The 26,002-nt window shown below is 66.7% G+C and carries 21 protein-coding genes; 12 read left to right on the top strand and 9 right to left on the bottom strand.

Annotation, left to right across the window (positions count from 1 at the left end; all coding sequences use genetic code 11):
- Positions 1-82 precede the first annotated feature (82 nt).
- The 6 genes from kdpF (at position 83) to GBB76_RS03355 (ending at position 8,117) form a co-directional block, all read left to right on the top strand.
- Positions 83-169: a K(+)-transporting ATPase subunit F gene (gene kdpF, locus GBB76_RS03330; RefSeq protein ID WP_152304738.1), complete on the top strand. Its 87-nt coding sequence runs from the start codon at positions 83-85 to the stop codon at positions 167-169.
- Positions 170-205: 36 nt separating this feature from the next.
- Positions 206-1,915 (top strand): potassium-transporting ATPase subunit KdpA, encoded by a 1,710-nt coding sequence (gene kdpA / locus GBB76_RS03335; RefSeq protein WP_152301970.1) that lies wholly within the window; start codon positions 206-208, stop codon positions 1,913-1,915.
- A gap of 20 nt (positions 1,916-1,935) precedes the next feature.
- A complete protein-coding gene (gene kdpB, locus GBB76_RS03340) occupies positions 1,936-4,002 on the top strand; it encodes a potassium-transporting ATPase subunit KdpB (RefSeq protein ID WP_152301971.1) in 2,067 nt (688 codons plus the stop codon).
- 126 nt (positions 4,003-4,128) lie between these two features.
- A complete protein-coding gene (kdpC, locus tag GBB76_RS03345) occupies positions 4,129-4,731 on the top strand; it encodes a potassium-transporting ATPase subunit KdpC (RefSeq protein ID WP_152301972.1) in 603 nt (200 codons plus the stop codon).
- Positions 4,732-4,743: 12 nt separating this feature from the next.
- Positions 4,744-7,437, top strand: a complete 2,694-nt coding sequence (locus GBB76_RS03350) for a sensor histidine kinase KdpD (protein ID WP_152301973.1) — start codon at positions 4,744-4,746, stop codon at positions 7,435-7,437.
- Entirely contained in the window at positions 7,434-8,117 is a 684-nt protein-coding gene (locus GBB76_RS03355; RefSeq protein ID WP_152301974.1) for a response regulator, read from the top strand. The genes GBB76_RS03350 and GBB76_RS03355 overlap by 4 nt, the downstream gene beginning before the upstream one ends.
- Before the next feature lie 64 nt (positions 8,118-8,181).
- Here the strand turns inward: GBB76_RS03355 and GBB76_RS03360 are convergent, their stop codons facing one another.
- Together GBB76_RS03360 and GBB76_RS18705 are read right to left on the bottom strand one after the other, a co-directional pair.
- Positions 8,182-9,531, bottom strand: a complete 1,350-nt coding sequence (locus tag GBB76_RS03360) for an MFS transporter (RefSeq protein ID WP_152301975.1) — start codon at positions 9,529-9,531, stop codon at positions 8,182-8,184.
- A 151-nt stretch (positions 9,532-9,682) separates the two neighbouring features.
- The gene (locus tag GBB76_RS18705) at positions 9,683-9,826 is read right to left on the bottom strand and encodes a hypothetical protein (RefSeq protein WP_202911159.1); all 144 of its coding nucleotides are present in this window, start codon (positions 9,824-9,826) and stop codon (positions 9,683-9,685) included.
- A gap of 636 nt (positions 9,827-10,462) precedes the next feature.
- Between GBB76_RS18705 and oxlT the strand changes: the two genes are divergently transcribed.
- Positions 10,463-11,773, top strand: a complete 1,311-nt coding sequence (oxlT, locus tag GBB76_RS03365; protein WP_152301976.1) for an oxalate/formate MFS antiporter — start codon at positions 10,463-10,465, stop codon at positions 11,771-11,773.
- A gap of 114 nt (positions 11,774-11,887) precedes the next feature.
- Here the strand turns inward: oxlT and GBB76_RS03370 are convergent, their stop codons facing one another.
- The 3 genes from GBB76_RS03370 to GBB76_RS03380 all read right to left on the bottom strand — a co-directional run bounded on the left by GBB76_RS03370 (position 11,888) and on the right by GBB76_RS03380 (position 14,608).
- Positions 11,888-12,688, bottom strand: coding sequence for a carbon-nitrogen hydrolase family protein (locus GBB76_RS03370; RefSeq protein WP_152301977.1), 801 nt, complete (start codon positions 12,686-12,688; stop codon positions 11,888-11,890).
- Positions 12,688-13,743, bottom strand: coding sequence for an agmatinase (gene speB, locus GBB76_RS03375; protein ID WP_152301978.1), 1,056 nt, complete (start codon positions 13,741-13,743; stop codon positions 12,688-12,690). The genes GBB76_RS03370 and speB overlap by 1 nt, the downstream gene beginning before the upstream one ends.
- 121 nt (positions 13,744-13,864) lie before the next feature.
- Positions 13,865-14,608, bottom strand: a complete 744-nt coding sequence (locus GBB76_RS03380; protein ID WP_152301979.1) for an alpha/beta fold hydrolase — start codon at positions 14,606-14,608, stop codon at positions 13,865-13,867.
- Between the two features lie 169 nt (positions 14,609-14,777).
- Here GBB76_RS03380 and GBB76_RS03385 point away from each other — a divergent pair, with 169 nt between their 5' ends.
- Together GBB76_RS03385 and eutC are read left to right on the top strand one after the other, a co-directional pair.
- A complete protein-coding gene (locus GBB76_RS03385) occupies positions 14,778-16,166 on the top strand; it encodes an ethanolamine ammonia-lyase subunit EutB (protein ID WP_152301980.1) in 1,389 nt (462 codons plus the stop codon).
- On the top strand, positions 16,163-16,996 hold the full coding sequence (gene eutC, locus GBB76_RS03390; protein ID WP_152301981.1) for an ethanolamine ammonia-lyase subunit EutC: 834 nt from the start codon (positions 16,163-16,165) through the stop codon (positions 16,994-16,996). Before GBB76_RS03385 ends, eutC begins: the two co-directional genes overlap by 4 nt.
- Positions 16,997-17,010: 14 nt before the next feature.
- Here the strand turns inward: eutC and GBB76_RS03395 are convergent, their stop codons facing one another.
- Together GBB76_RS03395 and GBB76_RS03400 are read right to left on the bottom strand one after the other, a co-directional pair.
- The gene (locus tag GBB76_RS03395; protein WP_202911160.1) at positions 17,011-17,397 is read right to left on the bottom strand and encodes a hypothetical protein; all 387 of its coding nucleotides are present in this window, start codon (positions 17,395-17,397) and stop codon (positions 17,011-17,013) included.
- Positions 17,398-17,478: 81 nt separating this feature from the next.
- Positions 17,479-18,498: a murein L,D-transpeptidase family protein gene (locus GBB76_RS03400; protein ID WP_152301982.1), complete on the bottom strand. Its 1,020-nt coding sequence runs from the start codon at positions 18,496-18,498 to the stop codon at positions 17,479-17,481.
- Between the two features lie 210 nt (positions 18,499-18,708).
- Between GBB76_RS03400 and ybaK the strand changes: the two genes are divergently transcribed.
- Complete coding sequence (gene ybaK, locus GBB76_RS03405; RefSeq protein WP_152301983.1) at positions 18,709-19,182, top strand: Cys-tRNA(Pro) deacylase; 474 nt, start codon at positions 18,709-18,711, stop codon at positions 19,180-19,182.
- Positions 19,183-19,370: 188 nt separating this feature from the next.
- On the opposite strand, the gene GBB76_RS03410 is transcribed toward ybaK, so the two are convergent.
- Positions 19,371-20,015, bottom strand: coding sequence for a hypothetical protein (locus GBB76_RS03410; protein WP_152301984.1), 645 nt, complete (start codon positions 20,013-20,015; stop codon positions 19,371-19,373).
- 842 nt (positions 20,016-20,857) lie between these two features.
- Here GBB76_RS03410 and GBB76_RS03415 point away from each other — a divergent pair.
- Positions 20,858-22,210, top strand: a complete 1,353-nt coding sequence (locus GBB76_RS03415) for an McrB family protein (RefSeq protein ID WP_152301985.1) — start codon at positions 20,858-20,860, stop codon at positions 22,208-22,210.
- Complete coding sequence (locus tag GBB76_RS03420) at positions 22,158-23,495, top strand: McrC family protein (RefSeq protein ID WP_152301986.1); 1,338 nt, start codon at positions 22,158-22,160, stop codon at positions 23,493-23,495. Before GBB76_RS03415 ends, GBB76_RS03420 begins: the two co-directional genes overlap by 53 nt.
- Here GBB76_RS03420 and GBB76_RS03425 read toward each other — a convergent pair whose 3' ends face one another.
- Positions 23,496-25,889, bottom strand: coding sequence for a DNA cytosine methyltransferase (locus GBB76_RS03425; protein ID WP_152301987.1), 2,394 nt, complete (start codon positions 25,887-25,889; stop codon positions 23,496-23,498).
- Positions 25,890-26,002: the final 113 nt, after the last annotated feature.

Below are 26,002 nucleotides of genomic sequence, written 5' to 3' on the forward strand. Positions count from 1 at the left end.
ATTTTCTCTACCTCGCCATCGCCATCGGCTTCTTCGTGCTGATGGCCTTCTATGCCCGCGCCGTGTCGAAGGGGTGAGGGACATGTTCGACCTCGTCCTCGGCAGCGCCGTCGCGCTGGCCCTCGCCGTCTATCTCGTGACCGCCCTGCTGCGGCCCGAGAAGTTCTGACGCGCCGTTCCCCTCGCTCGTGAAAGTCCTTTCGCCATGACCGTCATCGGCTGGCTCCAGATAGCCATCATCCTCGCGCTCGTCGTCGCCGCGGCCGTGCCCCTCGGCGCGTATATGGCGCGCGTCTATTCCGGCGAGCGCACCGTGCTCTCGGCCCTTCTCGGGCCGGTGGAGCGGGGCCTCTACCGCGTGGCCGGCATCGACCCGGCGCGCGAGCAGGGCGCGCTCGCCTACACGCTCGGCATGCTCGCCTTCAATCTCGCCGGCGTCGTGCTGCTCTATGCGATCCTGCGGCTGCAGGGGCTGCTGCCCTACAACCCGCTGGGCTTCGCCGGCCTCAGTCCGGACCTCGCCTTCAACACGGCGGTGAGCTTCGTCTCCAACACCAACTGGCAGTCCTATGGCGGCGAGACCACCATGAGCCTGTTCAGCCAGATGGCCGGGCTCACGGTGCAGAACTTCCTCTCCGCCGCGACCGGCCTCGCCCTCGCCGTGGCGCTGGTGCGGGCCTTCGCCCGCTCGAACGCAGTCACGGTCGGCAATTTCTTCGTCGATATGACGCGCTCGGTTCTCTACGTGCTGCTGCCGCTCGCCATTCTCACCGCGCTGGTGCAGGTGTGGATGGGCGTGCCGCAGACGCTGGACGCCACCGTTTCCGCGACCACGCTGGAAGGTGCGTCCCAGACCATCGCTATGGGTCCGGTGGCGACGCAGATGGCGATCAAGCAGCTCGGCACCAATGGCGGCGGCTTCTTCAACGTCAATGCCGCCCACCCGTTCGAGAACCCCAGCCCGCTCTCCAACGCGCTGGAAATCTGGCAGATGCTGGTCATCTCGACCGCGCTGGTCTTCGCCTTCGGCCGGCTGATCGGCGACCGCCGGCAGGCCCGCGCGCTGCTGGCCGCCATCGCCGTCATCCTGGTGGCCGGTATCGCCATCACCTACTGGGCCGAGGCGGCGGGCACGCCCTCGCTGCTGGCCGCCGGCATCGACCCGGCGGGCGGCAACATGGAGGGTAAGGAAGTCCGCTTCGGCCTCGCCGCCTCCTCCATGTTCGCGGCGGTGACGACCGGCCTGTCGGATGGCGGTGTGAACGCCATGCACGGCTCCTTCACGCCGCTGGGCGGGCTGGCGCCGATGTTCCTCATCCAGCTCGGCGAAATCCTGCCGGGCGGCAACGGCTCCGGCCTCTACGGCCTGCTGGTGATGGCGATCATCGCCGTCTTCGTCGCCGGCCTGATGGTCGGACGCACGCCGGAATATCTCGGCAAGAAGATCGAGGTCGCGGAGGTGAAGATGGCGATCCTCGCCGTGCTGATCCTGCCGACGGCGATCCTCGGCTTCTCGGCGGTGGCGGCGGTGCTGCCGGACGCGCTGGCCGGGCTCGGCAATGCCGGCCCGCACGGTCTGTCCGAGATCCTCTACGCCTATTCGTCGGCGGCAGGGAATAACGGCTCGGCCTTTGGCGGCCTCTCGGCCAACTCGCCCTGGTGGAACACCACGCTTGGCCTCGCCATGCTGTGTGGGCGCTTCGCCTACATCGTTCCGATGATGGCGATCGCCGGCTCGCTCGCCGGAAAGACGCGGCTCACCGCCTCCTCCGGCACCTTCCCGACCCATGGGCTGCTCTTCGTCGGCCTGCTGGTCGGCGTCATCCTCATCCTCGGCGGTCTGCAGTTCTTCCCCGCTCTCGCCCTCGGCCCCATCGCCGAGCAGGTGCAGATGCTGGCCGGCAAGACCTTCTGATCGCGCACGGGAGACCCGAAATGTCCACGCACACCCCTGCGAAGAACGCGTCCGGCTTCGTCTCGCCCGATCTGATCGGGCGGGCGATCCGCGACGCCTTCGTCAAGCTCAACCCGGTCGCGCTGATGCGCAACCCGGTGATCTTCGTCACCGAGATGGTGGCGGCGCTCGTCACCGTGCTGTTCGTGCGCGACTTCCTCGTCGGCCATCCGCTGGCCTTCACCGGCCAGATCATGGCCTGGCTCTGGTTCACCGTGCTGTTCGCCAACTTCGCCGAGGCGGTGGCGGAGGGCCGGGGCAGGGCGCAGGCGGATTCCCTGCGCAAGGCGCGCACCGACACGGTGGCCAAGCGCCTGAAGGACCCGGCCGCGCGCCAGCGTTTCGACCGGGTGTCGGCGCTCGATCTCAAGCTCGGCGACCACGTGCTGGTCGAGGCCGGTGACCTCATCCCCGGCGACGGCGAGATCGTCGAGGGCATCGCCTCGGTGAACGAGGCGGCGATCACCGGCGAGAGCGCGCCCGTCATCCGCGAAAGCGGCGGCGACCGTTCGGCCGTCACGGGCGGCACCACGGTGATTTCCGACTGGCTGGTGGTGCGTATCACCGCCGCGCCGGGCTCCTCCTTCCTCGACCGCATGATCGCGCTGGTGGAAGGGGCCGAGCGGCAGAAGACGCCGAACGAGATGGCGCTTTCGGTGCTGCTGGTCGGCATGACGCTGATCTTCCTGATCGCCGTCGTCTCGCTGGCCGGTCTCGGCCGCTACTCGGCCGCCGACGTGCCGGTGCCGATCCTCGTCGCGCTGCTGGTCACGCTGATCCCGACCACCATCGGCGGCCTGCTCTCGGCCATCGGCATCGCCGGCATGGACCGTCTCATCCGCCACAACGTGCTCGCCATGTCGGGCCGCGCGGTGGAGGCGGCCGGCGATGTCGACACGCTGCTGCTCGACAAGACCGGCACCATCACCTTCGGCAACCGCATGGCCAGTGAGATCATCCCGGTGCCCGGCATCACCGAGCACGAGGCGGCGCTGATCGCCGTGCAGGCGAGCCTCGCGGACGAGACCGCCGAGGGCCGCTCGATCCTGGCGCTGGCGCGCGGGCGGTTCGGCATCACCACCGAGCGGGCGGCGCTGGAGGGGGCGAGCTTCGTCCCGTTCTCGGCCGCCACGCGCCTGTCGGGCGTGGATGCCGCCGGCCGACGCATCCGCAAGGGTGCCGTGGACGCGGTGAAGCGCTTCGTCCATTCGGTCGATCCCAACGCCAGCACCGGCATCGCCGCCTTCGACGCGGCGGTGGAGAAGATCGCCCGTTCCGGCGGCACGCCGCTCGGCCTCGCCGAGAACGGAAGGCTGCTCGGCGTCATCCACCTCAAGGACGTCGTGAAGCCCGACATCAAGGAGCGTTTCGCCGAGCTGCGCCGCATGGGCATCCGCACGGTGATGGTGACGGGCGACAACCCGGTCACGGCTGCAGCCATCGCCTCGGAAGCCGGCGTCGACGACTTCATCGCCGAGGCCACGCCGCAGGACAAGCTCGCCTATATCCGCACCGAGCAGCGGCACGGACGGCTGGTCGCCATGTGCGGCGACGGCACCAACGACGCGCCCGCGCTCGCGCAGGCCGATGTCGGCGTCGCCATGCAGTCCGGCACCCAGGCGGCGCGCGAGGCCGGCAACATGGTCGACCTCGACAGCGACCCGACCAAGCTCATCGAGATCGTGGGCATCGGCAAGCAGCTGCTGATGACGCGCGGCGCGCTCACCACCTTCTCCATCGCCAACGACGTGGCGAAGTACTTCGCGATCATTCCCGCGCTGTTCATCGCCGCCATACCCGAACTGGGCCTGCTGAACGTCATGGGGCTGCACTCGCCGCAGAGCGCCATCCTCTCGGCGGTCATCTTCAACGCGCTGATCATCATCGCGCTGATCCCGCTGGCGCTGCGCGGCGTGCCCTATCGCGCGCAGGAGGCGGGGACGGTGCTCGCCCGCAACCTGCTGATCTATGGCGGCGGCGGCATCGTGCTGCCCTTCGTCGGCATCAAGCTGATCGACATCGCCATCGCGGCGATGGGGCTGGCGTGATGATCCCGTGACCGTCATCCCGGCCGCAGGCGCAGCCGGAGAGCCGGGATCGCTTTCCGATCCCGCGCGATCCCGGATCGACCTGCGGCCGTCCGGGATGACGAGATGAACTCAAGGAACCGACCCATGCTCACCTTTCTTCGCCCGGCGCTGACGTTGCTCATCGCCTTCACCCTGATCACCGGCATCGCCTATCCGCTGGCCATGACCGAGCTGGCGCAGGCGGTGTTTCCCGCGCAGGCGCGCGGCTCGCTCGTCGAGCGCGGCGGGCAGGTCATCGGCTCGGCGCTCATCGGCCAGAACTTCACCGCCGCGCGCTATTTCCATCCGCGCCCGTCGGCGGCCGGCGCCGGCTACGACGCTGCCGCTTCCTCCGGCACCAATCTCGGCCCCACCAGCGCCAAGCTGGCGGATCGGCTGAAGACCGACGCGGCGGCGTTGCGCTCGGCGGGCGTCGCGGGGCCGATCCCGGTCGACGCGATCACCACCTCGGGAAGCGGCCTCGACCCGGATATTTCGCCGGCGAACGCTCTCGCGCAGGTGGTGCGCGTGGCCCGCGCCCGGGGCGTGGACGAGGCTCTTGTACGCGACCTCGTCGGGGCGCACATAAAGCGGGCCCAACTCGGCGTTTTCGGCGATCCGCGTGTCAATGTCCTGGCCCTCAATCTCGCCCTCGACGCGGCCGCCCCGGTGGCCGCTCCCGCCGTCGCGCCGGCGCCCGGTTCCTGACGGGATGGCGCGATGAGCGTGGAAGACCCCTCGCGCGCCGACCCCGAGGCGCTGCTGGCCGCAGCGGAACGGGAGACGCGCGGCAAGCTGCGGATCTATCTCGGCGCCGCCCCCGGGGTCGGCAAGACCTATGCGATGCTCTCCGCCGCCCGCGCCGCAAAGGCTGCGGGCGGCGACGTCGTTGCCGGCATCGTCGAGACGCACGGACGCGCCGAGACCGAGGCGCTGGTCGCGGACATCGAGGTGCTGCCGCGCAAGGGCGTGCCCTATCGCGGCCGGCTGGTGCCGGAATTCGACCTCGAGGCGGCGCTCGTCCGGCGCCCCGGGCTGCTGCTGGTCGACGAATACGCCCATTCCAATGTCGACGGCAGCCGGCACCCCAAGCGGTGGCAGGACGTTCAGGAACTGCTCGCCGCCGGCATCGACGTGTGGACCACGCTCAACATCCAGCATGTGGAAAGCCTCAACGACGTCGTGCAGCGCATCACCGGCGTGCGGGTGCGCGAGACGGTGCCCGACACGGCGTTGCAGAAGGCCGACGAGATGATCCTCGTCGACCTGCCCTCCGACGAGCTGATCAAGCGGCTGGCCGACGGCAAGGTCTATATCGAGGACACCGCGACGCGGGCGGTGCAGAGCTTCTTCAAGCCCTCCAACCTCACCGCGCTGCGCGAGCTGGCGCTGCGGCGGGTGGCGGCCCGCGTCGACAGCGATCTCGTCGAGCGCATGCAGGGCTCCGCCATCAAGGGGCCGTGGGCGGCGGGCGAGCGGCTGCTGGTGTGCGTCGGCCCCGATATCGCCGCCGAACGCGTGGTGCGGGAAGCCAAGCGGCTCGCCGACCTGATGGGCGCGACCTGGTTCGCGGTGACGGTCGAGCGACCCGGTCATGTCATGTCGGGGCCGGACCGCAAGCGGCTGGAGGCCGGCATGCGGCTCGCCGAGACGCTGGGCGCCGAGACCCGTTCGCTGGTCGCGCCCGATGTCGTCGCCGAGCTGCTGCGCTTCTCGCGTTTCGAGAACGTCACCCAGATCATCATCGGCAAGGCGCGCCGGCGCCGTCCCGCCGCCTGGCTGCGCGGCTCGCTCGCCGACGCGCTGGTAAAGGCGGCGGACGGTGTGGCGGTGCATGTCGTCACTGCCGAGGCCGAGGGCGTGGCGCGCCGGCGCTTCCAGCTTCCGCCGCTGGGGCCGCTGCCCGGCTACGTGGCGGCGACGTTCGCGGTCGCGGTGGCGACGAGCGTCGGCCTGTTCCTGTCGCGCTTCGTGGCGCTGCCCAATGTCTCGATGCTCTATCTGCTCGCCGTGCTGCTGCCGGCGCTGCTGTATGGCGTCTGGCCGGCGATCCTGGCCTCGGGCCTGTCCTTCCTCGCCTACAACTTCTTCTTCATCGATCCGGTCGAGACCTTCACCATCGCCCGCCCGCACGAATTGCTGGCGCTGCTGGTGTTCCTGATCGTCGCGGTCATCATCTCGGCGCTGGCGGGGAGGGCGCGCGAGCAGACCCGCATCGCCGCGCAGCGCATGCGGGCGACGCGCCGGCTTTACGAGTTCTCCCGCAAGCTCTCCTCGCTCGCCGACCGGGCTTCGGTGGCGGAAGCCGCCGTCGTCGAGCTGCACGCCACGCTGGGGCGCCCGAGCGTGATCCTGCTGGCAGAGCAGGGGACGCTTTCCATCGGCGCCGCGTGGCCGCCGGAGGACCGGCTCGACACCGCCTCGATGACGGCGGCCGCCTGGGCGTTCGATCATGGCGAGGCGGCCGGGGCGGGCACCGGCACCCTGCCGAGCGTCGCCTGGCTGTTCCGCCCGCTGGGCGGCACCGACGGCGGCGCGCGCATCGGCGTGGTCGGCGTCGAGCGCAGCCCGGACAGCCCGCTGCTCGACGCGGAAAGCGAGCGCATCGTCGGATCGCTCTGCGAGCAGACGGGGGCGGCGCTGGTGCGCACCATGCTCTCGGCCGAGGTGACGCGGGCCCGCACCGCCGCCGAGACCGAGCGCGTGCGCAACATATTGCTCGCCTCGATCAGCCATGATTTCCGCACGCCGCTGGCCTCCATCCTCGGCGCCGCGACCAGCCTGATCGACTATGGGCCGGACATTCCGGCGGAGACCCGCCGCGACCTGCTCTCGCAGATGCGCGAGGAGGCCGAGAATCTCGACCAGATGGTGCGCAACCTGCTCTCCATGACGCGGCTGGAGGCCGGCGCGCTCGAACTCCACCGGGACTGGATGGACGCGGTGGAGCTGATGAACCGAGCGGTCTCGGCTGTGCGCCGGCGCGGGGCGACGCAACGTTTCGTGGTGACGGCGGCGCCCGATCTTCCGCTGGTGAAGGCCGACCAGAGCCTGATGGATCAGGCGCTCGGCAATGTCGTCGCCAATGCCGTGCGCTATGCCGGCCGCGATGCCCGCATCGGCCTGTCCGCCACCGTCATCGACGGACAGCTTGTGATCGCCGTCACCGATGACGGCCCCGGTATCCCCGCCGAGGCGCTGCCGCACGTGTTCGAGAAGTTCGTGCGCGCCTCGCGGGGGAGTGGGGATGGCGGCGACGGTTCCGGCCTCGGCCTTGCCATCACCCGCGGAATCGTCGAGGCCCATGGCGGCAGCGTCTCGGCACGCAGCCCCGCGCCCGGCCAGCGCAACGGCGCGCGGATCGCGCTGCGGCTGCCGCTGGCGCCGCTGCCGAAGGCGGAGGGGGAGGCATGACCGGCATCAGCGTTCTCGTCGTCGACGACGAACCGGCCATCCACCGCTTCATGGCGCCGGCGCTTGCCGCCAACGGCTATACGGCCCTGCGGGCCGATACCGGCACGGAGGCGCTCGCGCTGGCGGTGAACCGGCGGCCGGACATCATCGTGCTGGACCTCGGCCTGCCCGACATGGACGGCAAGGAGGTGCTCCGGCGCCTGCGCGAATGGTCGGAGATTCCGGTCGTGGTGCTCTCGGCGCGCGACCGCGAGATCGAGAAGATCGAGGCGCTCGACCTCGGCGCCGACGATTTCGTCAACAAGCCCTTCGGTATCGGCGAGCTGATGGCGCGGCTGCGCGCGGCGCTGCGCCACCGCATGCAGGAGAAGGGCGAGACGCCGGTGCTGCGTCTCGGCGCCATCGAGATCGACATTCCCCGCCACCGCGTGCTGCGCGAGGGGGCCGAGATCAAGCTGACGCCGAAGGAATTCGACCTGCTGGCCTTTCTCGCCCGCCATGCCGGCAAGGTGCTGACCCACCGCCAGATTCTGCGCGATGTCTGGGGCCCGGCGCATGAGCACGACACGCAGTATCTGCGCGTCTATGTCGGCCAGTTGCGCACCAAGCTCGAGGCGGACCCAGCCAATCCCGCGCTCATCGTCACCGAGCCGGGCATCGGCTACCGGGCCGGAGTCTAGCGGGCCGGAGTTTCATCCGGCCCGGCGTGCGGTTGCGCGTGCGTTCGTTCACGCGTCCGCTCGTTCACGCGTCGATGTCGACGTCGCGGGTCTCGTGGCCCAGCAGAAGGGCGATCAGCGTCAGCACCGCCATGGATGACAGGTACACGCCGACCCAGAACGGGCTGCCGGCGCCGTAGCTCCACAGTGCCACGGCGATGAACGGGGCGACGGCGGCGCCGAGGATCGAGGAGACGTTGTAGGCGATGCCCGAGCCGGTGTAGCGCACATTGGCCGGGAACAGTTCCGGCAGCAGCGCGCCCATCGGCCCGAAGGTCATGCCCATCAGGCTGAATCCGAGGATCAGCCACGCCATCACGCCGACCGGGCCGGCGGCGAGCATCGGCACCCAGACGAGGCCGAAGGCAATGATGGCGAGCGTCACTGAGATCAGCGTGCGCCGGCGGCCCCAGCGGTCCGCCCACGGTCCCGAGAGCATGGTGAAGATGCCGAAGAACACCACGCCGATGATCATCATCAGCACGAAGGTCGTGTAGTCGTAGCCCAGCCCCGGCAGCTTCGCGGCCACGGCGGCGCGGCCGTAGCTGAGCGAGAAGGTGGTCATCAGGTAGAACAGCACATAGGTCGCCAGCATGTAGAACGTGCCAAGCACCAGTTCCCGACCATGGGTGTGGAACACTGCGGCCAGCGGCAGCTTGCGCACCTTGCCGGCCTTCACGGTCTTCTCGAAAGCCGCGCTCTCGACGAGGTTGAGCCGCACCCACAGGCCGATGGCGACCATCACGATCGAGAACAGGAAGGGGATGCGCCAGCCCCAGTTCAGGAAGGCGTCCGACGGCCGGCTCGGATCCTCCGACGGCATCAGAGCGGCAATGACGAGGAACAGACCGTTGGCGAGGATGAAGCCGAGCGGGGCGCCGAGCTGCGGGAAGGTGCCGAACACGGCGCGCTTGCCGGGTGGGGCGTTCTCGGTCGCCACCAGCGCGGCGCCGCTCCACTCGCCGCCGAGCGCGAAGCCCTGCGCGAGCCGCATCACCACCAGCAGCGCCGGCGCCAGCCAGCCCACCTGATGGAAGGTCGGCAATGCGCCGATGAGGAAGGTCGCGATGCCCATGGTGAGCAGCGCGCCGACCAGCGTCACCTTGCGCCCGCTGCGGTCGCCGAGATGGCCGAAGAAGATCGCCCCCAGCGGGCGCGCCACCATGGCGGCGCCGAAAATGGCGAAGGAGGCGAGCAGCGCCGCCGTGTCGTTGCCGGCCGGGAAGAACAGGTGCGGGAACACCAGCACCGCAGCGGTGGCGTAAACGTAGAAATCGTAGAATTCGATGGTGGTGCCGATCAGGCTCGCGAGGATGACGCGGGAGCGGGGATTGGCAACGGCGCCGGCAGGTGCGGCAGCGAGAGTGGAGGTCATCGGGGGCTCCGGGACGGTCGGCCGGCCGGGCGCAGCGGCGCGGGGCGGCGGAAGTGGAGGCCCTTTTAGACCGCGAGGCCGGCAAAAGCAGCCCGCCGGCCTCATACTTTCGAACAGAAGGGCGCGAACGCGCCCGGTAGCGGGCGCCGGGTCAGCCCGGCGGATCGACCTTCACGCCCTGCGGGCCGACCTCGATCTGCAGCGAGTTCCTGTCGCGCTCATAGGCCTGATAGGCGAAGACGGCGGCGACGCCGGCCAGCACCAGCACGGCGACGGCGAGCATTGTGCGACTCATGAAGCTTTCTCCTGCATTCGGTTCTCCCCCGGCCGCGACACCCGGAGCGGGCCGGCGCGACCGCGAGCGGTAGCATAACGCCGGGGAGGCCCGCCGGTTCCCTGCCGCGCCGCCCGGCCGCCGCGACTTACCTTGCGGCTGACGCAGGGAACAGGGCACGCATCGGCGCGCCCTGCCTTTCGTCGCACCGGGATATTCCGGCTTTGCACGGGCTTCAACCCGGCCCGCCGCTGCGGCAGCCGGCGGTGACCGTTGCGTCGGTCCTGTCCGGTCGAATGCGAAAGAATTGAGGAAGGCGCGGGCCTACTGTCAGGCTGGTGACTTCATCAGTTTAAAATACCTCCCATGTTGAACGTGAATCATATCTTTCGCTGCGTAAGCATCCATTGGTATATTTCATATTGAATCGTTCGATGAAGCTGTTATCTGTCATATCAAAGTCGATGTTGTGTATTTGCGGAAGCGCGTAACTTACCGAACGGCAGTTGATGACGTTCGGTAATTTGAAGATCTGGGTTTTTGCCTCGTTCTTCGTGATTCCGCGGAAGCCATTTCTGCCGCGCCCCGGTGCGGAACGTGATGTCCGAAGCGGCCGGCAAGAGCCTGCGCGGAACCCAACAGGTCGAGGAAACGTCAATGGAAACGAGCACAACGAGCACCCGCGCCTGGGAACCCTGGTTCCAGCTCGGCTGCGGCATTCTCTGCATGGCGATGATCGCCAATCTTCAATATGGCTGGACGCTGTTCGTCGATCCGATCGATCAGGCGCATGGCTGGGGCCGCGCGGCGATCCAGACCGCCTTCACCATCTTCGTGCTGACCGAGACCTGGCTCGTGCCGGTCGAGGCGTGGTTCGTCGACCGCTACGGCCCGCGCGTCGTGCTGTCCTTCGGCGCGGTGATGATCGCGCTGTCCTGGATCATCAATTCCTATGCCGGCTCGCTGCCCATGCTCTATGCCGGCGCGGTGTTCGGCGGCATCGGCGCCGGTTCGGTCTACGGAACCTGCGTCGGCAACGCGCTGAAATGGTTCCCCTACCGTCGCGGCCTCGCGGCGGGCGCCACCGCCGCCGGCTTCGGCGCCGGCGCGGCGCTCACCGTGGTGCCGATCGCCAACACCATCGCGGCGCATGGCTACCAGACCGCGTTTTTCTGGTTCGGCATCGGCCAGGGCGTCATCGTCCTGATCGCGGCGCAGTTCCTCTACCCGCCGAAGTTCAAGATCGCCCCACCGAAGAAGGCGCTGGGCCTGCCGCAGAGCAAGGTCGACTACCAGCCCTCGCAGACCCTGACCAAGCCGGTGTTCTGGCTGCTCTATCTGATGTTCGTCATGGTCGCCTCCGGCGGCCTGATGGCGGCGGCGCAGATCGGCCCGATCGCCCACGACCTCGGCGTCGCCGACACGCCGGTCAGCATCTTCGGCATCTCCGCCGCCGCGCTGACCCTCGCCATCTCGCTCGACCGCATCTTCGACGGCTTCGGCCGCCCGATCTTCGGCTATGTCTCCGACCGGATCGGCCGCGAGAACACCATGTTCATCGCCTTCGGCACGGCGGCGGTGATGCTGCTGGTGATGGTGTTCCACGGCTCGAACCCGCTGGTGTTCGTGCTGGCGACGGCCGGCTTCTTCGGCGTGTTCGGCGAGATCTACTCGCTGTTCCCGGCCACCTGCGGCGACACATTCGGCTCCAAGTTCGCCGCGACCAATGCCGGCATGCTCTACACCGCCAAGGGCACGGCGGCGCTGCTGGTGCCGATCGCGAGCGTCGTGGCGGCGATCTATGGCTGGTACGCGGTGTTCGCCATCGCGGTCGGCCTGAACGCCACGGCGGCGCTGCTCGCCCTGTTCGTGCTCAAGCCGCTGCGCGCCCGCTTCATCGCGCGCACGGCGGCGGAGGCGGACGGCATGGTGGCGGCGCCCACGGGCCGCGAGTCGCCCGCGCACTGAAGACGACAGACAGTGACGGACGTCATCCCGGACGGCCGAAAGGCCGATCCGGGATCGTTGCGTGAATGGAGAGCGATCCCGGCTCTACGGCTTCGCCGTCGGCCGGGATGACACCTAGAGGCTCAGCCGGGCATACACTTCCGGCCGGCGGTCGGGGACATGGGTGTTGATCGCCCGCGCCGCCTCCAACCGCTCGGGCAGAAGATCGGCGAACAGCAGTTCCTCGCCTTCGCCGGCCAGCACCAGATTGCCGCCATTGGGATCGCCGACGCAGCTCAGCCCCATATAGTCCAACTCGCCCTCCTGCCCGCAGCGATTGGCGTAGGCGACGAACAGCTCGTTCTCGAAGGCGCGCGACGGCACCACGAAGTGGGACACCGCGTCATAGGGCTTCATGTTGGCGGTCGGCACCAGCACGAGGTCGGCTCCGGCCAAAGCGAGCGCACGTACCGCCTCGGGGAATTCGACGTCGTAGCAGATCAGCATGCCGACCTTGAAACCCTCCACCTCGGCCAGCGCCGCCGAGCCCTCGCCGGGCGCGAACATGGCGCGGTCGAGCGCGGCGAACAGATGGGTCTTGCGGAAGTTGAGCAGGGTCGTGCCGTCGCGGCCGATCAGCAGGCAGGAATTATAGAGCGTGCCGCCCTCGCCAAGCTCGGGATAGCCGTAGCACAGGCCGATATTGTGGGCGCGCGCGATGGCGCCGGCGCGCTGCGCGGCGGGGCCATCCGTCGGCTCGGCGACGGCGAGCGCCGCCTCGCGGCCGATATTGTAGCCGGACAGGAACATCTCCGGCGCCAGCAGCAGGTCGGCGCCACCCGCCGCCGCGCGGGCGGCGGCCGCCTCCAGCCGGTCGAGATTGGCGGCGGGGTCATTGGCGGGGTCGCCCGCCGTCTGGAGCAAAGCGAGGCGCATCACAGGCCCCGCCGCGCCTTGAGCGCCGTCACCGAGAGGCAGAAGATCTCGAACAGAACCTGCGCCGCCGCATGGGCGGTGTTGGACGTCGCGTCGTACTGGGGCGCGATCTCCACCACGTCGCCGCCGATCACGTCGATGCCGTTCAGGCCGCGGATGATCTCCAGAACCTCGCGCGAGGTCAGCCCGCCGATCTCCGGCGTGCCGGTGCCCGGGGCGAAGGCGGGATCGAGACTGTCGACGTCGAAGGAGACATAGACCGGGCCGTCGCCGAGCACCTGCCTCGCCCTGTCGATGATGGCGGGGATGCCGAGGCCGGTCACTTCCTCGGCGTGAATCACCGTCATGCCGCTCTCATAGGAGAATTCCCACAGGAACTCGGCGCCGCCGCGAATGCCGATCTGGATGGTGCGTTCGGGGTCGAGCACGCCGTCGAGCACCGCGTTGCGGAACGGGCCGCCATGGTGGAACTTGGCGCCCTCATAGGTGCCCGACGTGTCGCAATGGGCGTCGATGTGCAGCATGCCGACGGGCCGCTTCTCGCCGACCGCGCGCAGGATCGAGCCGGTGATCGAATGATCGCCGCCGACCGATAGCGGGATGACGCCGGCCGCGACGATCTTCTTGTAGAAGGCCTCGATGTCCTCGTGGCAGCTATCGAGGCTGAATCGCGAGCGGAACGGCACGTCGCCGATGTCGGCCGCCTTCACCTCGGCGGCGGGCACCATGCCCAGCACGTGCTCGTAGGGTCCGATCCGCTCGATGGCGCGCACCGCGCGCGGGCCGAGGCGGGCGCCGGCGCGGTTGGTGACGCCGAGGTCCATCGGCACGCCGACCAGCACCATGTCGAGGCCGCCGAAATCGGCCAGTTCCTGCACGTCGGGACGGTAGGGCGCATCGAGCAGCGTGGCGGCGCCGGCCCACGGCCAGACGCGCTTCTCGCCATCCTTGAACTGAAGTTCGGCGACGCGCTTAAAGGTGGGGTCGTACACCACCCCGCCGCCGACGCCGGCATATTTGGCCCGCAGCCTGTCGAGCTTCTCGTGATCGGACATTCGTGCCTCGTGCTGGCCTGATGGCTCTGGATGTGCGCTCAGGCTAGCCGGTGCCGGCGCGGCCGGGGAGGGGGCACACGCCCTCCCTTCGTCGGATGCGGCAAGGTGTGGCGCCGCGGGCTCAGCGGATGTTCAACAGGATCTCCGCCACCGCTTCCGGCGCGCTGAGGAAAGGCGAATGGCCGGTGTCGAGCTGGTGCAGATGCGCCCCCGGTACCGCCGCCTGCATCTCGCGCTGCACGGCGAGCGGCAGGCCGCGATCCTGCAAGCATTCGACATAGTGCCGGCGCAGCCGGCCGAAGCGATGCGGCGTGATGGCCGAGACGGCGGCGAAGGGCGCGTGCGGGGTGACGCGCACGAGGTTCGGCAAAGCGCGCTCGATGTCGTGCTCGGTGCAGTCGGAATAGAGCGAGCGGGCGATCAGGTCGCGCCGCGACAGGTCGAGGCCCAGCCCCTCCTTGCCGAGCCGCAGCATGCCCTGCGTCTCCACGATGGCGGGGTCCTTGAGATAGGTCGGCGTCATGACGAAATCGCGCGCCGAGCGGCCGGCCGGGGCCATGAAGCCGGTGAGGTAGACCAGCGCCTCGATGCGCTCCGGCATCTCCTCGCCGAGCCAGGTGCAGGTCGCCCCGCCGACCGAATGCCCGACCAGGATCGCCTTGCCGTCGACCCCTTCCAGCGCCGCGCGCACAGGGGCGGCATAGATGGAGATGTCGGTGACGGCGGCGGTCGGCGTGGTGTCGAAGCCGTGGCTGGCGAGGTCCGGCGCGATCACCGCATGGCCGGCGGCGCCGAGGATGTTCGCCACCTTCTGGAAGCAGCCGCCCCAGTGCCAGGAGCCGTGAATGAGGATGTAGGTGGCCATGGCGCATCTCCCCTGCGATTTGAGCGCGTCCTAGCCGCTGGCGCGCCGTCCGTCCAGCGCTGGCATGGGGTCGACCACCTCACGTCGCGCTTCCCGCCGCCCATCGGCCGGGATACATTTTGGCCATGACGCCGAAACAAGCAGAACACGGCGCGAGAGGGTGTCCATCATGTCGTATCGCCACGTCGTCGGGCCGCAGACTTACGCCTTCGCCGATCTGAAGGACCTGATGGCCAAGGCGACGCCGCTCCGCTCCGGCGACATGCTGGCGGGCGTCGCGGCGGCTTCGGCGGAAGAGAACGTCGCTGCCCGCATGTGCCTCGCCGAGGTGCCGCTGTCGGTCTTCCTCAGCGACGTGCTGGTGCCCTACGAGACCGACGAGGTGACGCGGCTGATCATCGACACGCACGACGCCGCCGCCTTCCGGCCGATTGCGCATATGACGGTCGGCGATTTTCGCGACTTCCTGCTCTCCGCCTTCGCCACCTCCGAGGTGCTGGCGGCGCTGGCCCCGGGCGTGACGCCGGAAATGGCAGCGGCGGTGTCGAAGCTGATGCGCAATCAGGACCTGATCGCGGTCGCCCGCAAGTGCCGGGTGGTGACGAAGTTCCGCAACACGATCGGCCTGCCGGGCACGATGGCGGTGCGCCTGCAGCCGAACCATCCGACCGACGACGCGGCCGGCATCACCGCCTCCATCCTCGACGGGCTGCTCTATGGCTGCGGCGACGCGGTGATCGGCATCAACCCGGCTTCCGACAGCATTCCCGCGCTGAGCGAACTGCTGAAGCTGACCGACGACATCATCCAGCGCTTCGACATCCCGACGCAGGCCTGCGTCCTGACCCATGTCACCACCTCGACGGAGGTTATCAACCGGGGCGTTCCGGTCGATCTCGTGTTCCAGTCGGTGGCGGGCACGCAGGCGGCCAATACCTCCTTCGGCATCGACCTCGCGATCCTCAAGGAGGGGCGCGAGGCGGCGCTGTCGCTCAAGCGCGGCACGCTCGGCGACAATGTGATGTATTTCGAGACCGGGCAGGGCTCGGCACTCTCCGCCAACGCCCATCACGGCGTCGACCAGCAGACGCTGGAAGCGCGCGCCTATGCGGTGTGCCGGCCGTTCGAGCCGCTGCTGGTCAACACCGTGGTTGGCTTCATCGGGCCGGAATATCTCTATGACGGCAAGCAGATCATCCGCGCCGGGCTGGAAGACCATTTCTGCGGCAAGCTGATGGGCGTGCCGCTCGGCTGCGACGTCTGCTACACCAACCACGCCGAGGCCGACCAGGACGACATGGACACGCTGATGACGCTGCTGGGGGCGGCCGGCGTGACCTACATCATGGGCATTCCCGGCTCCGACGACGTGATGCTGAACTACCAGTCCACCTCGTTCCACGACCAGCTCTATCTGCGCGAGGTGCTCGGCCTGAAGCGCGCGCCGGAGTTCGAGGCGTGGCTCCAGCGCATGGGCATCACCGGGCCGGACGGGCGCCTGAAGGCGCATCGCGGCAATCATCCGCTGCTGGCGGTCGCGCCGGAGCGGGCGACATGAGCAACGAACAGAAGCCGGCTAATAAAAGAGCAGACGACGGCGCTGTGCCGGTCGATTACGTGATCCACGATGTGTGGGAAAAGCTGGCCGCCATCACCCCGGCGCGCATCGCGCTCGGGCGCGCGGGTACCGGCCTGCCGACCCGCGAGGTGCTGCGTTTCGCGCTCGCCCATGCGCAGGCGCGCGACGCGGTGCACACCCCCTTCGATTCCGCCCGCACCGCCGCCGACATCGCCGCGCTCGGCTTCGAGACCGTCGAGGTCGCCTCGGCCGCGCCGGCGCGCGACGCCTATCTGCGCCGTCCCGATCTCGGCCGGCGGCTGTCGGACGAAAGCCGCGCCCTGCTGCGCGCGCGGGCGGGCGATGCGGTCGACATCGCCATCGTGGTCGCGGACGGGCTGTCCTCGACCGCGATCCACGCGCAGGCGGTGCCGTTCCTGACCGCGTTCCGGGAGCGTGTGGCGGAGGAGGGCTGGAGCCTCGCCCCCGTCGTCGTCGCCAGCCAGGCGCGGGTGGCGATGGGCGACGAGGTGGGCGAACGGCTCCGGGCGCAGGCCGTGGTGGTGCTGATCGGCGAGCGGCCGGGCCTGTCCTCGCCGGACAGCCTCGGCCTCTACCTCACCTTCGCGCCCCGCGTCGGCCGCTCGGATGCCGAGCGCAACTGCATCTCGAATGTGCGCGGCGAGGGCCTCTCCCACGCCCATGCCGCCTTCAAGCTGGCCTGGCTGCTCAAGGAGGCGCTGGCGCGCCGGCTGACGGGTGTGAACCTGAAGGACGAGAGCGACCTGCTCCTCGTCGCCGGCCAGCCGCCCGTGCCGCGCATCGGCTGAGGGGGGGTAACCCCTCAGTGCTTCCGGCCGTATTCCTCGTCGAGCCAGCGGTCGGTGACCGCGAGGCGCTGGAACACGAAGGCCACGGCGCGCAGGCGGTTGACCGTGGGGCCCTTCTCCCAGATCTCGCCGTGCTCGAAACCCATATAGATCGTGTAGCGCGGCAGCACGATGCCGAAGGGAAGGCGCAGGCGCACCGACTTCACCACCGCGAATTCCATGTGCAGCTTGGGCGCGGCGAGATAGCAGAAGCCGTCATCCGGCTCGAACTTGGCCGAGAGCTTCGGCGCCACGATCGGCGTCGCCTGCCGGATGACGCCGAGTTCCTCGGCGGTGAAGGGCAGCCGCTGCAGGCGGGCGACTTCCGCCTGCATCTCTCTCAGACTTACGCGTGGGGCCATCGTCTCCCGCCTCTCGTTTCCTCGCGGGCCTATGTGCCGCATGCGGCTTCCGGGGAAAAGCCCCCCGCAGCGGGAAACCGGCTACTGGATATCGGTCTCCGGCGGCTCGTCGCCCTTGTAGGGGTCGGCGAGCGCGGCCTCCGGTGTGCTGACCGGCACCTTGTCGGCGGAGGTCATCGCCGCCAGCTTCTGCGGGCCGGCGCGGCGCAGGATCTCGCGGAAGCTCGGGTGCATGCCGCCGTCGACATAGGTCCAGGTCGCCGGTCCGCGCGAGGCGGAAATCAGGGCGATGGTCTGCTCGTCATGCGCCTGCTTGCTGGCCACCGCCTCGACGGCGGGATCGGGCGCCGCCATCGGGCAGGGCGCCAGCGGATCGCCGGCGGGCGGCGCCGCCTCGTTGCCGGGCGTGAAGCGGTAGCGCCCGCCGCAGGCCGAGACGTTGGGCGGCACCCTCGTCACCGCGAACAGGTCGGTGCCTTCCTTCAGGTTGCGCCAGAACGGCATGTTCGGATCGGCGCGGTGCTCGGCGAAATTGGCGGGAGTCATGCGGAAGGGCAGGGACTGCACCTGGAAGCCCGGCTGGCCGGCGGCGAGTGCCTCGCGCGCCACCGCATAGACCTCGCCCACGCCGTCATTAGTCATGGCGTAGCAGCCGGCCGAGGTGCAGGCGCCGTGCACCATCAGCGCGCTGCCGCCATAGCCCAGCGCGCGCTCGAGCTGGTTCGGATAGCCGAGATTGAAGGAGAGGTAGAATTGCGAGCGCGGATTCATCAGCCCGCGCGACACGGTGTAGAAGCCCTCCGGCGCCTGCCGGTCGCCCTCGCGGGTCTTGGGGCCGAGCTTGCCGGACCAGCGGCAGAGCGGATAGGTCTTCAGTAGCGCGTAGCGGCCCGAACTGGTGCGCTTCCACACTTCCAGCTCGCTCTCCTTCTTGTAGATGCGCACCATGATGGGGTCGTCGGGGCTCATGCCCTTGGCCGCCATCTCCTGCATCAGCTTGGGCGGAATCGGCAGCGAGCCGCGGTCGTCATAGTCCCCCCCGGCGCAGCCGGCGAGCAGGGCGGCAAGGCAGACAAGGATGGCGGTACGCAACAGCTTCATCGAAGGCGCCCTGGGTCTCACAACCGGGGTGGACGATCACGGCGAACCGACCGATCATCCCGAACACCCCGCCGCTTCTTCCGTGACGAGGAAAGTGGGCGTGGAGGTGGCGCCGCCGGAGCCGGAGCGGCATTTGCCGACAGGTAGCGCGATTATGGTATCCAAAGCGTTACCCGCCGGCCGCGCGCCGTAACCTATCGGGAGACCGCATTGTCGAAGGCGACGCGCGCCACCAAGGCACTGGAACAGGAGGGAATCGCCTTCACCGTGCACGCCTACGACTACGACCCGGACGCCGACCATATCGGCCTGCAGGCCGCCGCCGCGCTCGGCGAGCCGCCGGCGCGCGTGCTCAAGACGCTGATGACGCTGGTCGACGGCAGGCCGGCCTGCGTGATCGTGCCGTCCGACCGGGAAGTGTCGATGAAGAAGCTGGCGGCCGCGCTGGGGGGCAAGTCAGCGCAGATGATGAAGCCGGCCGAGGCCGAGCGCGCGACCGGCTACAAGGTCGGCGGCATCAGCCCTTTCGGCCAGATGCGCAAGGTCCCCGCCGTCATCGAGGCGGCGGCGCTGGAGCACGATCAGGTCTACATGAATGGCGGGCAGCGCGGCCTGCAACTGCGCCTCAACCCGCGCGACGCGCAGGCTGCGCTGGGCGCCGTGGCCGCGCCGATCGTGGCGTAGGGGCGCGGATGCGCGGGCTAGGCCGGTCCGAAAGAGAGCAGCGCGCCGCGGAACTGCTTAGGCGCTGCGATCGAGGCCTGACGGCGGGAAGTGGTTCTCCCCTATCCGCGCCGTCGCGGTGATCTCCACGCCGCTCACGCCGCCCCCGGTTCCGGCCGGGGGTGTCCATCGGACGCGTAATTAGCAGCTCAGAGCCCAATCTCTTCCAGATTTGGTCGAGAGGCTCCGCGCCATCGTTTGAAAATCTTTAAGCTATCTATGTCTACTGGCCCATGCTCATTGCGGTCGGTATAAGCGTATTTAACTAGAAGAGGTATTGCTTCTGCTATTTCAGCGAACGCTTCTTCGTCTTTCGAATTCGATATGTGTTCGACAGCACGTCCGTAAACATTTCTTATTGCGAATGCGTGTTGTCTCATGACCGGAGTATCAATGGCTGCATTTCGTGAAGGAAGTGGTGAGATAAGTATTGAATCAATTATTTCAATGATCTTATCTATCTCCGAAATAGCGTCGCCAGCTAAGAAAAGTTTTGGGCTGCCGAGTTTTATGTTTCGAGCAAATAGGAAAAGGACTTCCACACATCGACGATGCATGTCTTCTGCGATCTGATAATTGATTAATTTCTGGCGATCTGCGGCCTTTGTGGCCTGCGCCTTCTCCCGTTCACGCTCTAAGCCGTCTTGGCTTGCTCGGTTCCACGCAAACCAGATGGCACCCATGGCGCCCAAGAATTGAAGCCATGCGGCAACATCGCCTGATTTTGTCGCCGAGAAATCGAAGATTGGACCGTTAAGCGCTGTGGTGACGATCACGGCTGCAGCAAGCAGCATCACGGCGAGGCAAGAAAGGTGATGTCCGTGTTGGTCTCGCATCGCTTCCGCGCTCGAATTGCAGCTTGTCAAACAAGTACGCGATTCGTCGGGCTGCTGTGCATCCGCCAATGTTCACCGCCGTTTATGCGGAGCCGCCGAGTTTTATTCGACGAATATTAGACGGTTTTGACCAATGGGGTTGCGACCCATTGAAAAGCCTGGCGCGCCGACCAAAGTGAAACTGCGAACACCTATGTCGTTGAAATTGCATTAGTTTAGAAGGCGCCGTTGAATGGGCTTAAGCGACGTGTCGAGTTAGGGTGCCGGCATGCACGTCAATAAACAAATCCGCGCGGCACGTGCGTATCACCCGAGATCGAATCCCGCATGCTCCACCTCGGAGCTTGCCAGACATAGACTAGGTGGACCGCGAGTGGCAAAGATGCGAACTGGCCCACTCCGTGGGATGACGCAGCCTTATAACTAGGCGTTGATCGGGACTTCGGTCGGCGTCGAAGAGGGCGCCCTAGCAGCGTTGAGCCGATGTCGATGATGGTTGCACTCCTTCGCGGTCCGCTTGCGGCATCGCTCGCTAAAATGGGAGGCATCCTGACCAGTCAATTGCGCATCGACGCGGAACGCGCGGAACGCGAGAATCCACCAACCCCGCTGTCCAAATTTCTCGAGCCAGCTCTTAAAGTGCCGCGCAGATCGGGCGCTGAAGGCTCATCTCGCGACTTCAGCATTAGGCGCGCCTAATTGCCCACTGCCGCCGCAGCACAGCTGCACCTGTGGTCGATCTCGTGAGTGACACGGATCATGTCCGCCTCCATGCTAAGCATGAAAGAATCGGAGACGTCATGGCCGTTATGAAGGTGTTTACCGGGCCGCCCGGTACCGGGAAGACCTGGCGCGCGGCGCGCGCGGCGGTCGACATTCTTCGCCCGGGGACTGCATCAGACAACGTGCAGGCTGTCCATCAGCAACTGGTGGAGGAAGGAAGGATCGTGTGGGTTACGTTCCATCCGAGCTATTCCTACGAAGATTTTGTCGAGGGTTTTCGTCCAGAGGAAACACCGACAGGCAATGTGATCTATTCAATTGCGCAGGGGCCATTCCTGCTGGCGTGCAGAACAGCGAGTGCGGCTGTCAGCGCTAATCGGTTCGCCGTGGGACAGCTTCTCGGACCGAACGACAGATATCGAGTGACACATGTCGAGGCCGGCGGCTTGGTGCTAGCCACGGTCGCTAACACCCGTGGCGACGCAGTGGCGGGGGAGGAGGACGAGCCTGCCCAAGGTTTCGTGGATTTTTGGACGCTTAAGAAGTTTGCTGACCAGGGGCGCCCCGTTAAGGACTTCCGAATCCCAGGCAAGGAGAACGACCGAAAGAAGCAAGTGGCCCGGGAGCTCGGCGTACCCAGTACCTTTTTCAACAATGCAGGCCGTCATGCGGCTGTCTATGAGGCGCTCCAGAGGGACGGAACCGTAATCGAGCCCACCCCCGTCGTGTTGGTGATCGACGAGATTAATCGGGCAGACTTAAGTCGGGTGTTCGGCGAACTCATCACGTTGCTGGAGTTCGACAAGCGGCAGGGTGCTAGCGAGGAGCGCCGCGTAACCTTGACCTATTCTGGCAAACCGTTGGGTGTGCCGGCGAGCCTATCGGTCATAGGAACAATGAATACGGCGGACAAGTCATTGTCGACGGTGGACCTGGCGCTGCGCCGACGCTTCGATTTCGTGGCGGTGCCGCCCGAGCCCTTGCTTACGCCCGACCAATGGGCTGGGTTGGACCTGCGATCGCTATTTTCCGACCTAAATCGACGCATCACCGCGGTTAATGGACCTGAAAACCTTGTGGGTCATGCGGATTATATGTCGAATAAACTCGAAGAACTTCGCATCCGAGAGGGTTATGGCGATGATGAAGACGGCAGGTTGCGGGCTGTGGCTCATGTTTTGCGCATGAAGACCATTCCCTTCCTTGTAGATCTGTTCCGCGGCGACGGGCGTTTGGTCCGTTTTGTTGCCGGGAACGATCTATTTGTGGAAGAGCCAATGGACGATCTCGCCGAAGCGCTACAGGCGCTGGGACGGTTTGATCCTGACCCAGTAACCAGGCCTGCAGCATGGTGGCATCCGCGCGAACCCGATTGGGATGGTGCGCGTTTCGCGGCGCGATTCCCTTCCGTACCGGCTAGCGGAGTATGACTTGCGACGGCCAATCCCCGTTGTCACCGCGCGCGAGTTCGCTCCGGTGCCTTTACCTCAGAACTTAGATACGCCCCGCATCCGCGAGCGGCTGACAGCAGCGGCTCTGCGCGTAGGCGTATCGGGGTTCGAGACGCGTGGGCGTCGCCTGCATGCGCTCGGGGTAGTCGGAGTGGTTGATATCGGCGAGGTTGTCGTTGAGATTCTGCCCAAGACCAATGACGGTGCGGCCCGCGGCGACGATGTTGCCTTCCTCGGCGCGCTGTTCCGCTATGTCGGCGCGCCCAACGATCTCGGCCTGTCCGAGGCCGGCGTAGCGAAGGAAGGTGGCGATCTGCTTGAGATAGTCTTCACGTGGGCCAGCCGTCTGGCAGCAAAGTTGCTGGAGGAGGGACCGCCGCGCCGCTACACAGTGCAAGAGGAGTCTTCCTCGGCCGTGCGCGGCCGCGTGGAGTTGCGCCATCTCGTGCGGCAGCGGCCAGGACGTGCCTTCGAACTCACTGTCCGGCACGCACCATTGTCCCGCAACAACCCGGTTAGTCGGATCATCCGTTGGCTCATCGCGACCCTCAGTGAACGCACCGGTAGCATGGCGACTCGCGGACGCTGCCTCCAGCTCTTGGACCGATTGGGCGGAGTGGAGGCGGTCATGCCCAATCTACGTGACTTAGACGGTCTGGTTCCGACACCCTCCGAAGTAGCCTGGGCGCCTCTGCTAGCGCTGGCCCGACTTTTCCTCTTACAGGGGCATCCCGATCCCACGCGCGGCGGGGCCGTGGCGGCTATCGCGGTCCTCGTGCCTTTGCACGGTCTTTTTGAAGCTGCGGTACGGCGGGTCCTGCGGGACGGTCTGGCGCTACATGGCCTGAGACTAACGCGCGCGGGCGGTGCACTACTGCGCAGCGATGCGTCGGGAGGACTAGTCGATCTGCGACCAGACTTCCTTCTCAATCGGGATCACACTCCTGTTGTGGTCGGAGACGCGAAATGGAAAAGAATATTCAACGGCGATGGCGCACCGCAGCCGACGGAACGCGACGTCTATCAGCTGACGGCATATGTTGCGGCATTCGAGGCAAAGGCCGGCTTTATTGTGGCCCCTCTATCTGAGGGGCCAGGTCCGGCACTGCGCCAAGCCACCTATAGGCTGCGCGGATTGGAGCGGCAGGTGGACATTCTTGGCGTGCGGCTGCCGGTTCTAATCGGCACGAACACGGCAGCTTTGACCCTGCGCACCGCGCTCTGCCGGACGCTGTGCGATCTCTCTTGGCCAGCGGTGGGCTAATTACCCCAGGCGGCGGCGTTCACCGCGCGCCTTTGTGGCCCCTTCACGGGCCGATAGGATACGAGCAAGTCGTTCGGCGATGTTATGGCTCAGCAAGGGCGGCACGGCGTTACCGACCATCTTGAAAGCGTCCGTCAGCGATGCGCTATCGAAGGTGAACCAATCGGGAAAGCTCTGAACGCGAGCTGCCTCCCGAACCGAAATTGTGCGCGCTTCATAGGGATGGACATAGGCGTAGGTGTCCTTTCCCATATGACTGACTATCGTCTTAGATGGTCGCGTCGCATCCATGCGGGCGACCCAGTCGCCATGATTGCCTTCTCTTTTGGACAAATAGCTTTCAGTCAGCAAGTGATGTTGCGCGCCCAGTTTCTCGCCGGCTTGTTCAAGGAGAAGGCGTAGCGGGAGCGAGCCGTCGATCCGCGCTCGGAGGTCTGCTAGCGCCTCACGATGTGGTAGTTCCTGACCAGCTTTCCAGGCCGCTCGGGTAGTGGCGTCCAGTACGGAGGCGGGTATCGCCAGCAGGGCGTCAAGCACGCACGCCAGAGCATCTACCGTCTCCGCATCGTCGGCGCGATAGTCCATCCAACGACGGCCTGGCCCCATCAAGGCGAAAAATGCCGCGTCGTCGGCCCGCGGCGCACGCACTGCATGGCTGTCGACAGTCTCCGGGGCGATAGCGGTTCCGGGACGGGGTTGGCGAATCCAAGTGGTGAAAGGATCGGCGCCCGCCGTCGCTGCCGTAGCCGGCTTGGACATGGCGTCTGCTGAAGATTCTCCACCGACCGCCACAGGCGAGCCGAGTCCCGCCAAGGCCTGCCCCAGCCGCGCCTCCGGCAAACGGCGGAGGTCCAGACATGTTCGGGCGTCCACTTCGGCGGTTGGCCGATCCGTTCGGACGCCCGACATGAAGTAGCGTTGGCGCGCCTGTGGCACGCCGTGACGGGAGGCGTCGAGCACACGAGATGACACGGCGTAGGTCACTTCGCCCTCGGACATGGCCGCAATTGCCTCGGCCAGAACTTCTGTAGCTTGAAACTCTACGCCGTCAGCTTTCACCGTCGACTGAAAATGCTGTACGTTCTCGAAAAGAAAGGTGTCCGGGCGCAGGGCGCCGAGAACCATCACATACCTCTGGAACAATAGGTTGCGCGCATCTCCTGCTTCGGCACTGCCATGAACTTGGACCCGCGCGTCGCGTAAGCTCCGAATCTTGCCCCGACCTATGCGACTGAAGCCCTGGCACGGCGGTCCACCGACCAGAACCGACACCGGGCAGCTTTCAGCGTAGAGTCGCCCCAACGCTTCGGCGAAACCAGCATCTTCGAACAGGCCGGCGCGTAAAGTTAGGCGCTCAGCCCTCCAACGGACCCACGCGTCTCGAACTTTCGCCATAGCTGGAGTCCCCAGGAAGGCTACAAAAGCCCCGACTCGTCGCGCAGAGGCTGTCAATTGGCCTCGGCCGGTCGCCGCCTGTTTCTCAGATATTACCGCGACTTCTCGGTCCCATTCCGCACGGGCCGCGTTAATCTCGTCCGCTACAGGGCGGACACGGGAGCCGCGCACCGGGAGACGTTCAGCACCCGCCCATAGTACAAGTGATAGTGATGCGTCTCGGCTTGAGGTGCGCGGCAGCTTTAGTTTCTCATGAAAACCGATCACTGAAGTTTGGCTTAGCGCCTGGCGATCGAGGCCGTCGCTGGCCTCACGCCAAGCTGCTCCGATACGGATCTCATTGAGCGATTCGAGAAAAGCGTGATCCGCCGCAGCAATCCGGGCCAGAAATGTTGGAAAGGCGCCATTTGATAGGGCCGCAAGAGCGGCGGCCAGAGCGGCGTCGCCCAACACGTCGGAGGCATGCTGGACGTAAAAAGCGAGGAACTCCGCTTCGTTCAAGAACTCTGTCAAATCCATCTGTCGACCGACGTCGCGGTTGCCGCGTCCCATGGTGCGAACGTTGCTGTTCAAAACAGCTACGGGCGCCGCCTGGTTATCGATGGCCAGCACGGTTCGGAACTGCCGGCCACCGTCATAAAGGTCGAAGCCGAGACTTAGCCCACCGCAGCCCGAAAAGATGTCCACTACATAACGCGGCCGCGCGGGCGGCACCGGCGCCGGAACCAGTGCGTCCACTATGTGTTCTTCCGTCCGCTCGGGCAGAACGAAGACATTGGTCCCATCTTGGCGGCCGGCCAGCCAGTTTTCGTATTTTCGAGCGGAGTCACTGCGGACGTGCTCGCCGGCGAGGTGGTTCTGTAACGTTCCCATACCGACGCCAATGGCCCGGGCGGCGGCTGAAAGGGTAAAACCCCGCGTCTCGATGGCAGTTCGCACCCTGGACATAAGGGAGCCGGAGGCAGGAGGCGTCGGATTATGATTCGTCATGGCGGTCATCAGAAGGATAATACTCAGGTCGGGCAGTTTCGCCTTGGGGTTTGTCGACTTCAGGTCCGGTCGCGGAATGAAGGTACCACGATCATGTCAAATGCACACTGTCAGTGTGTAGA

The organism is Ancylobacter sp. TS-1 (assembly GCF_009223885.1).
Classification (GTDB): Bacteria; Pseudomonadota; Alphaproteobacteria; order Rhizobiales; family Xanthobacteraceae; genus Ancylobacter.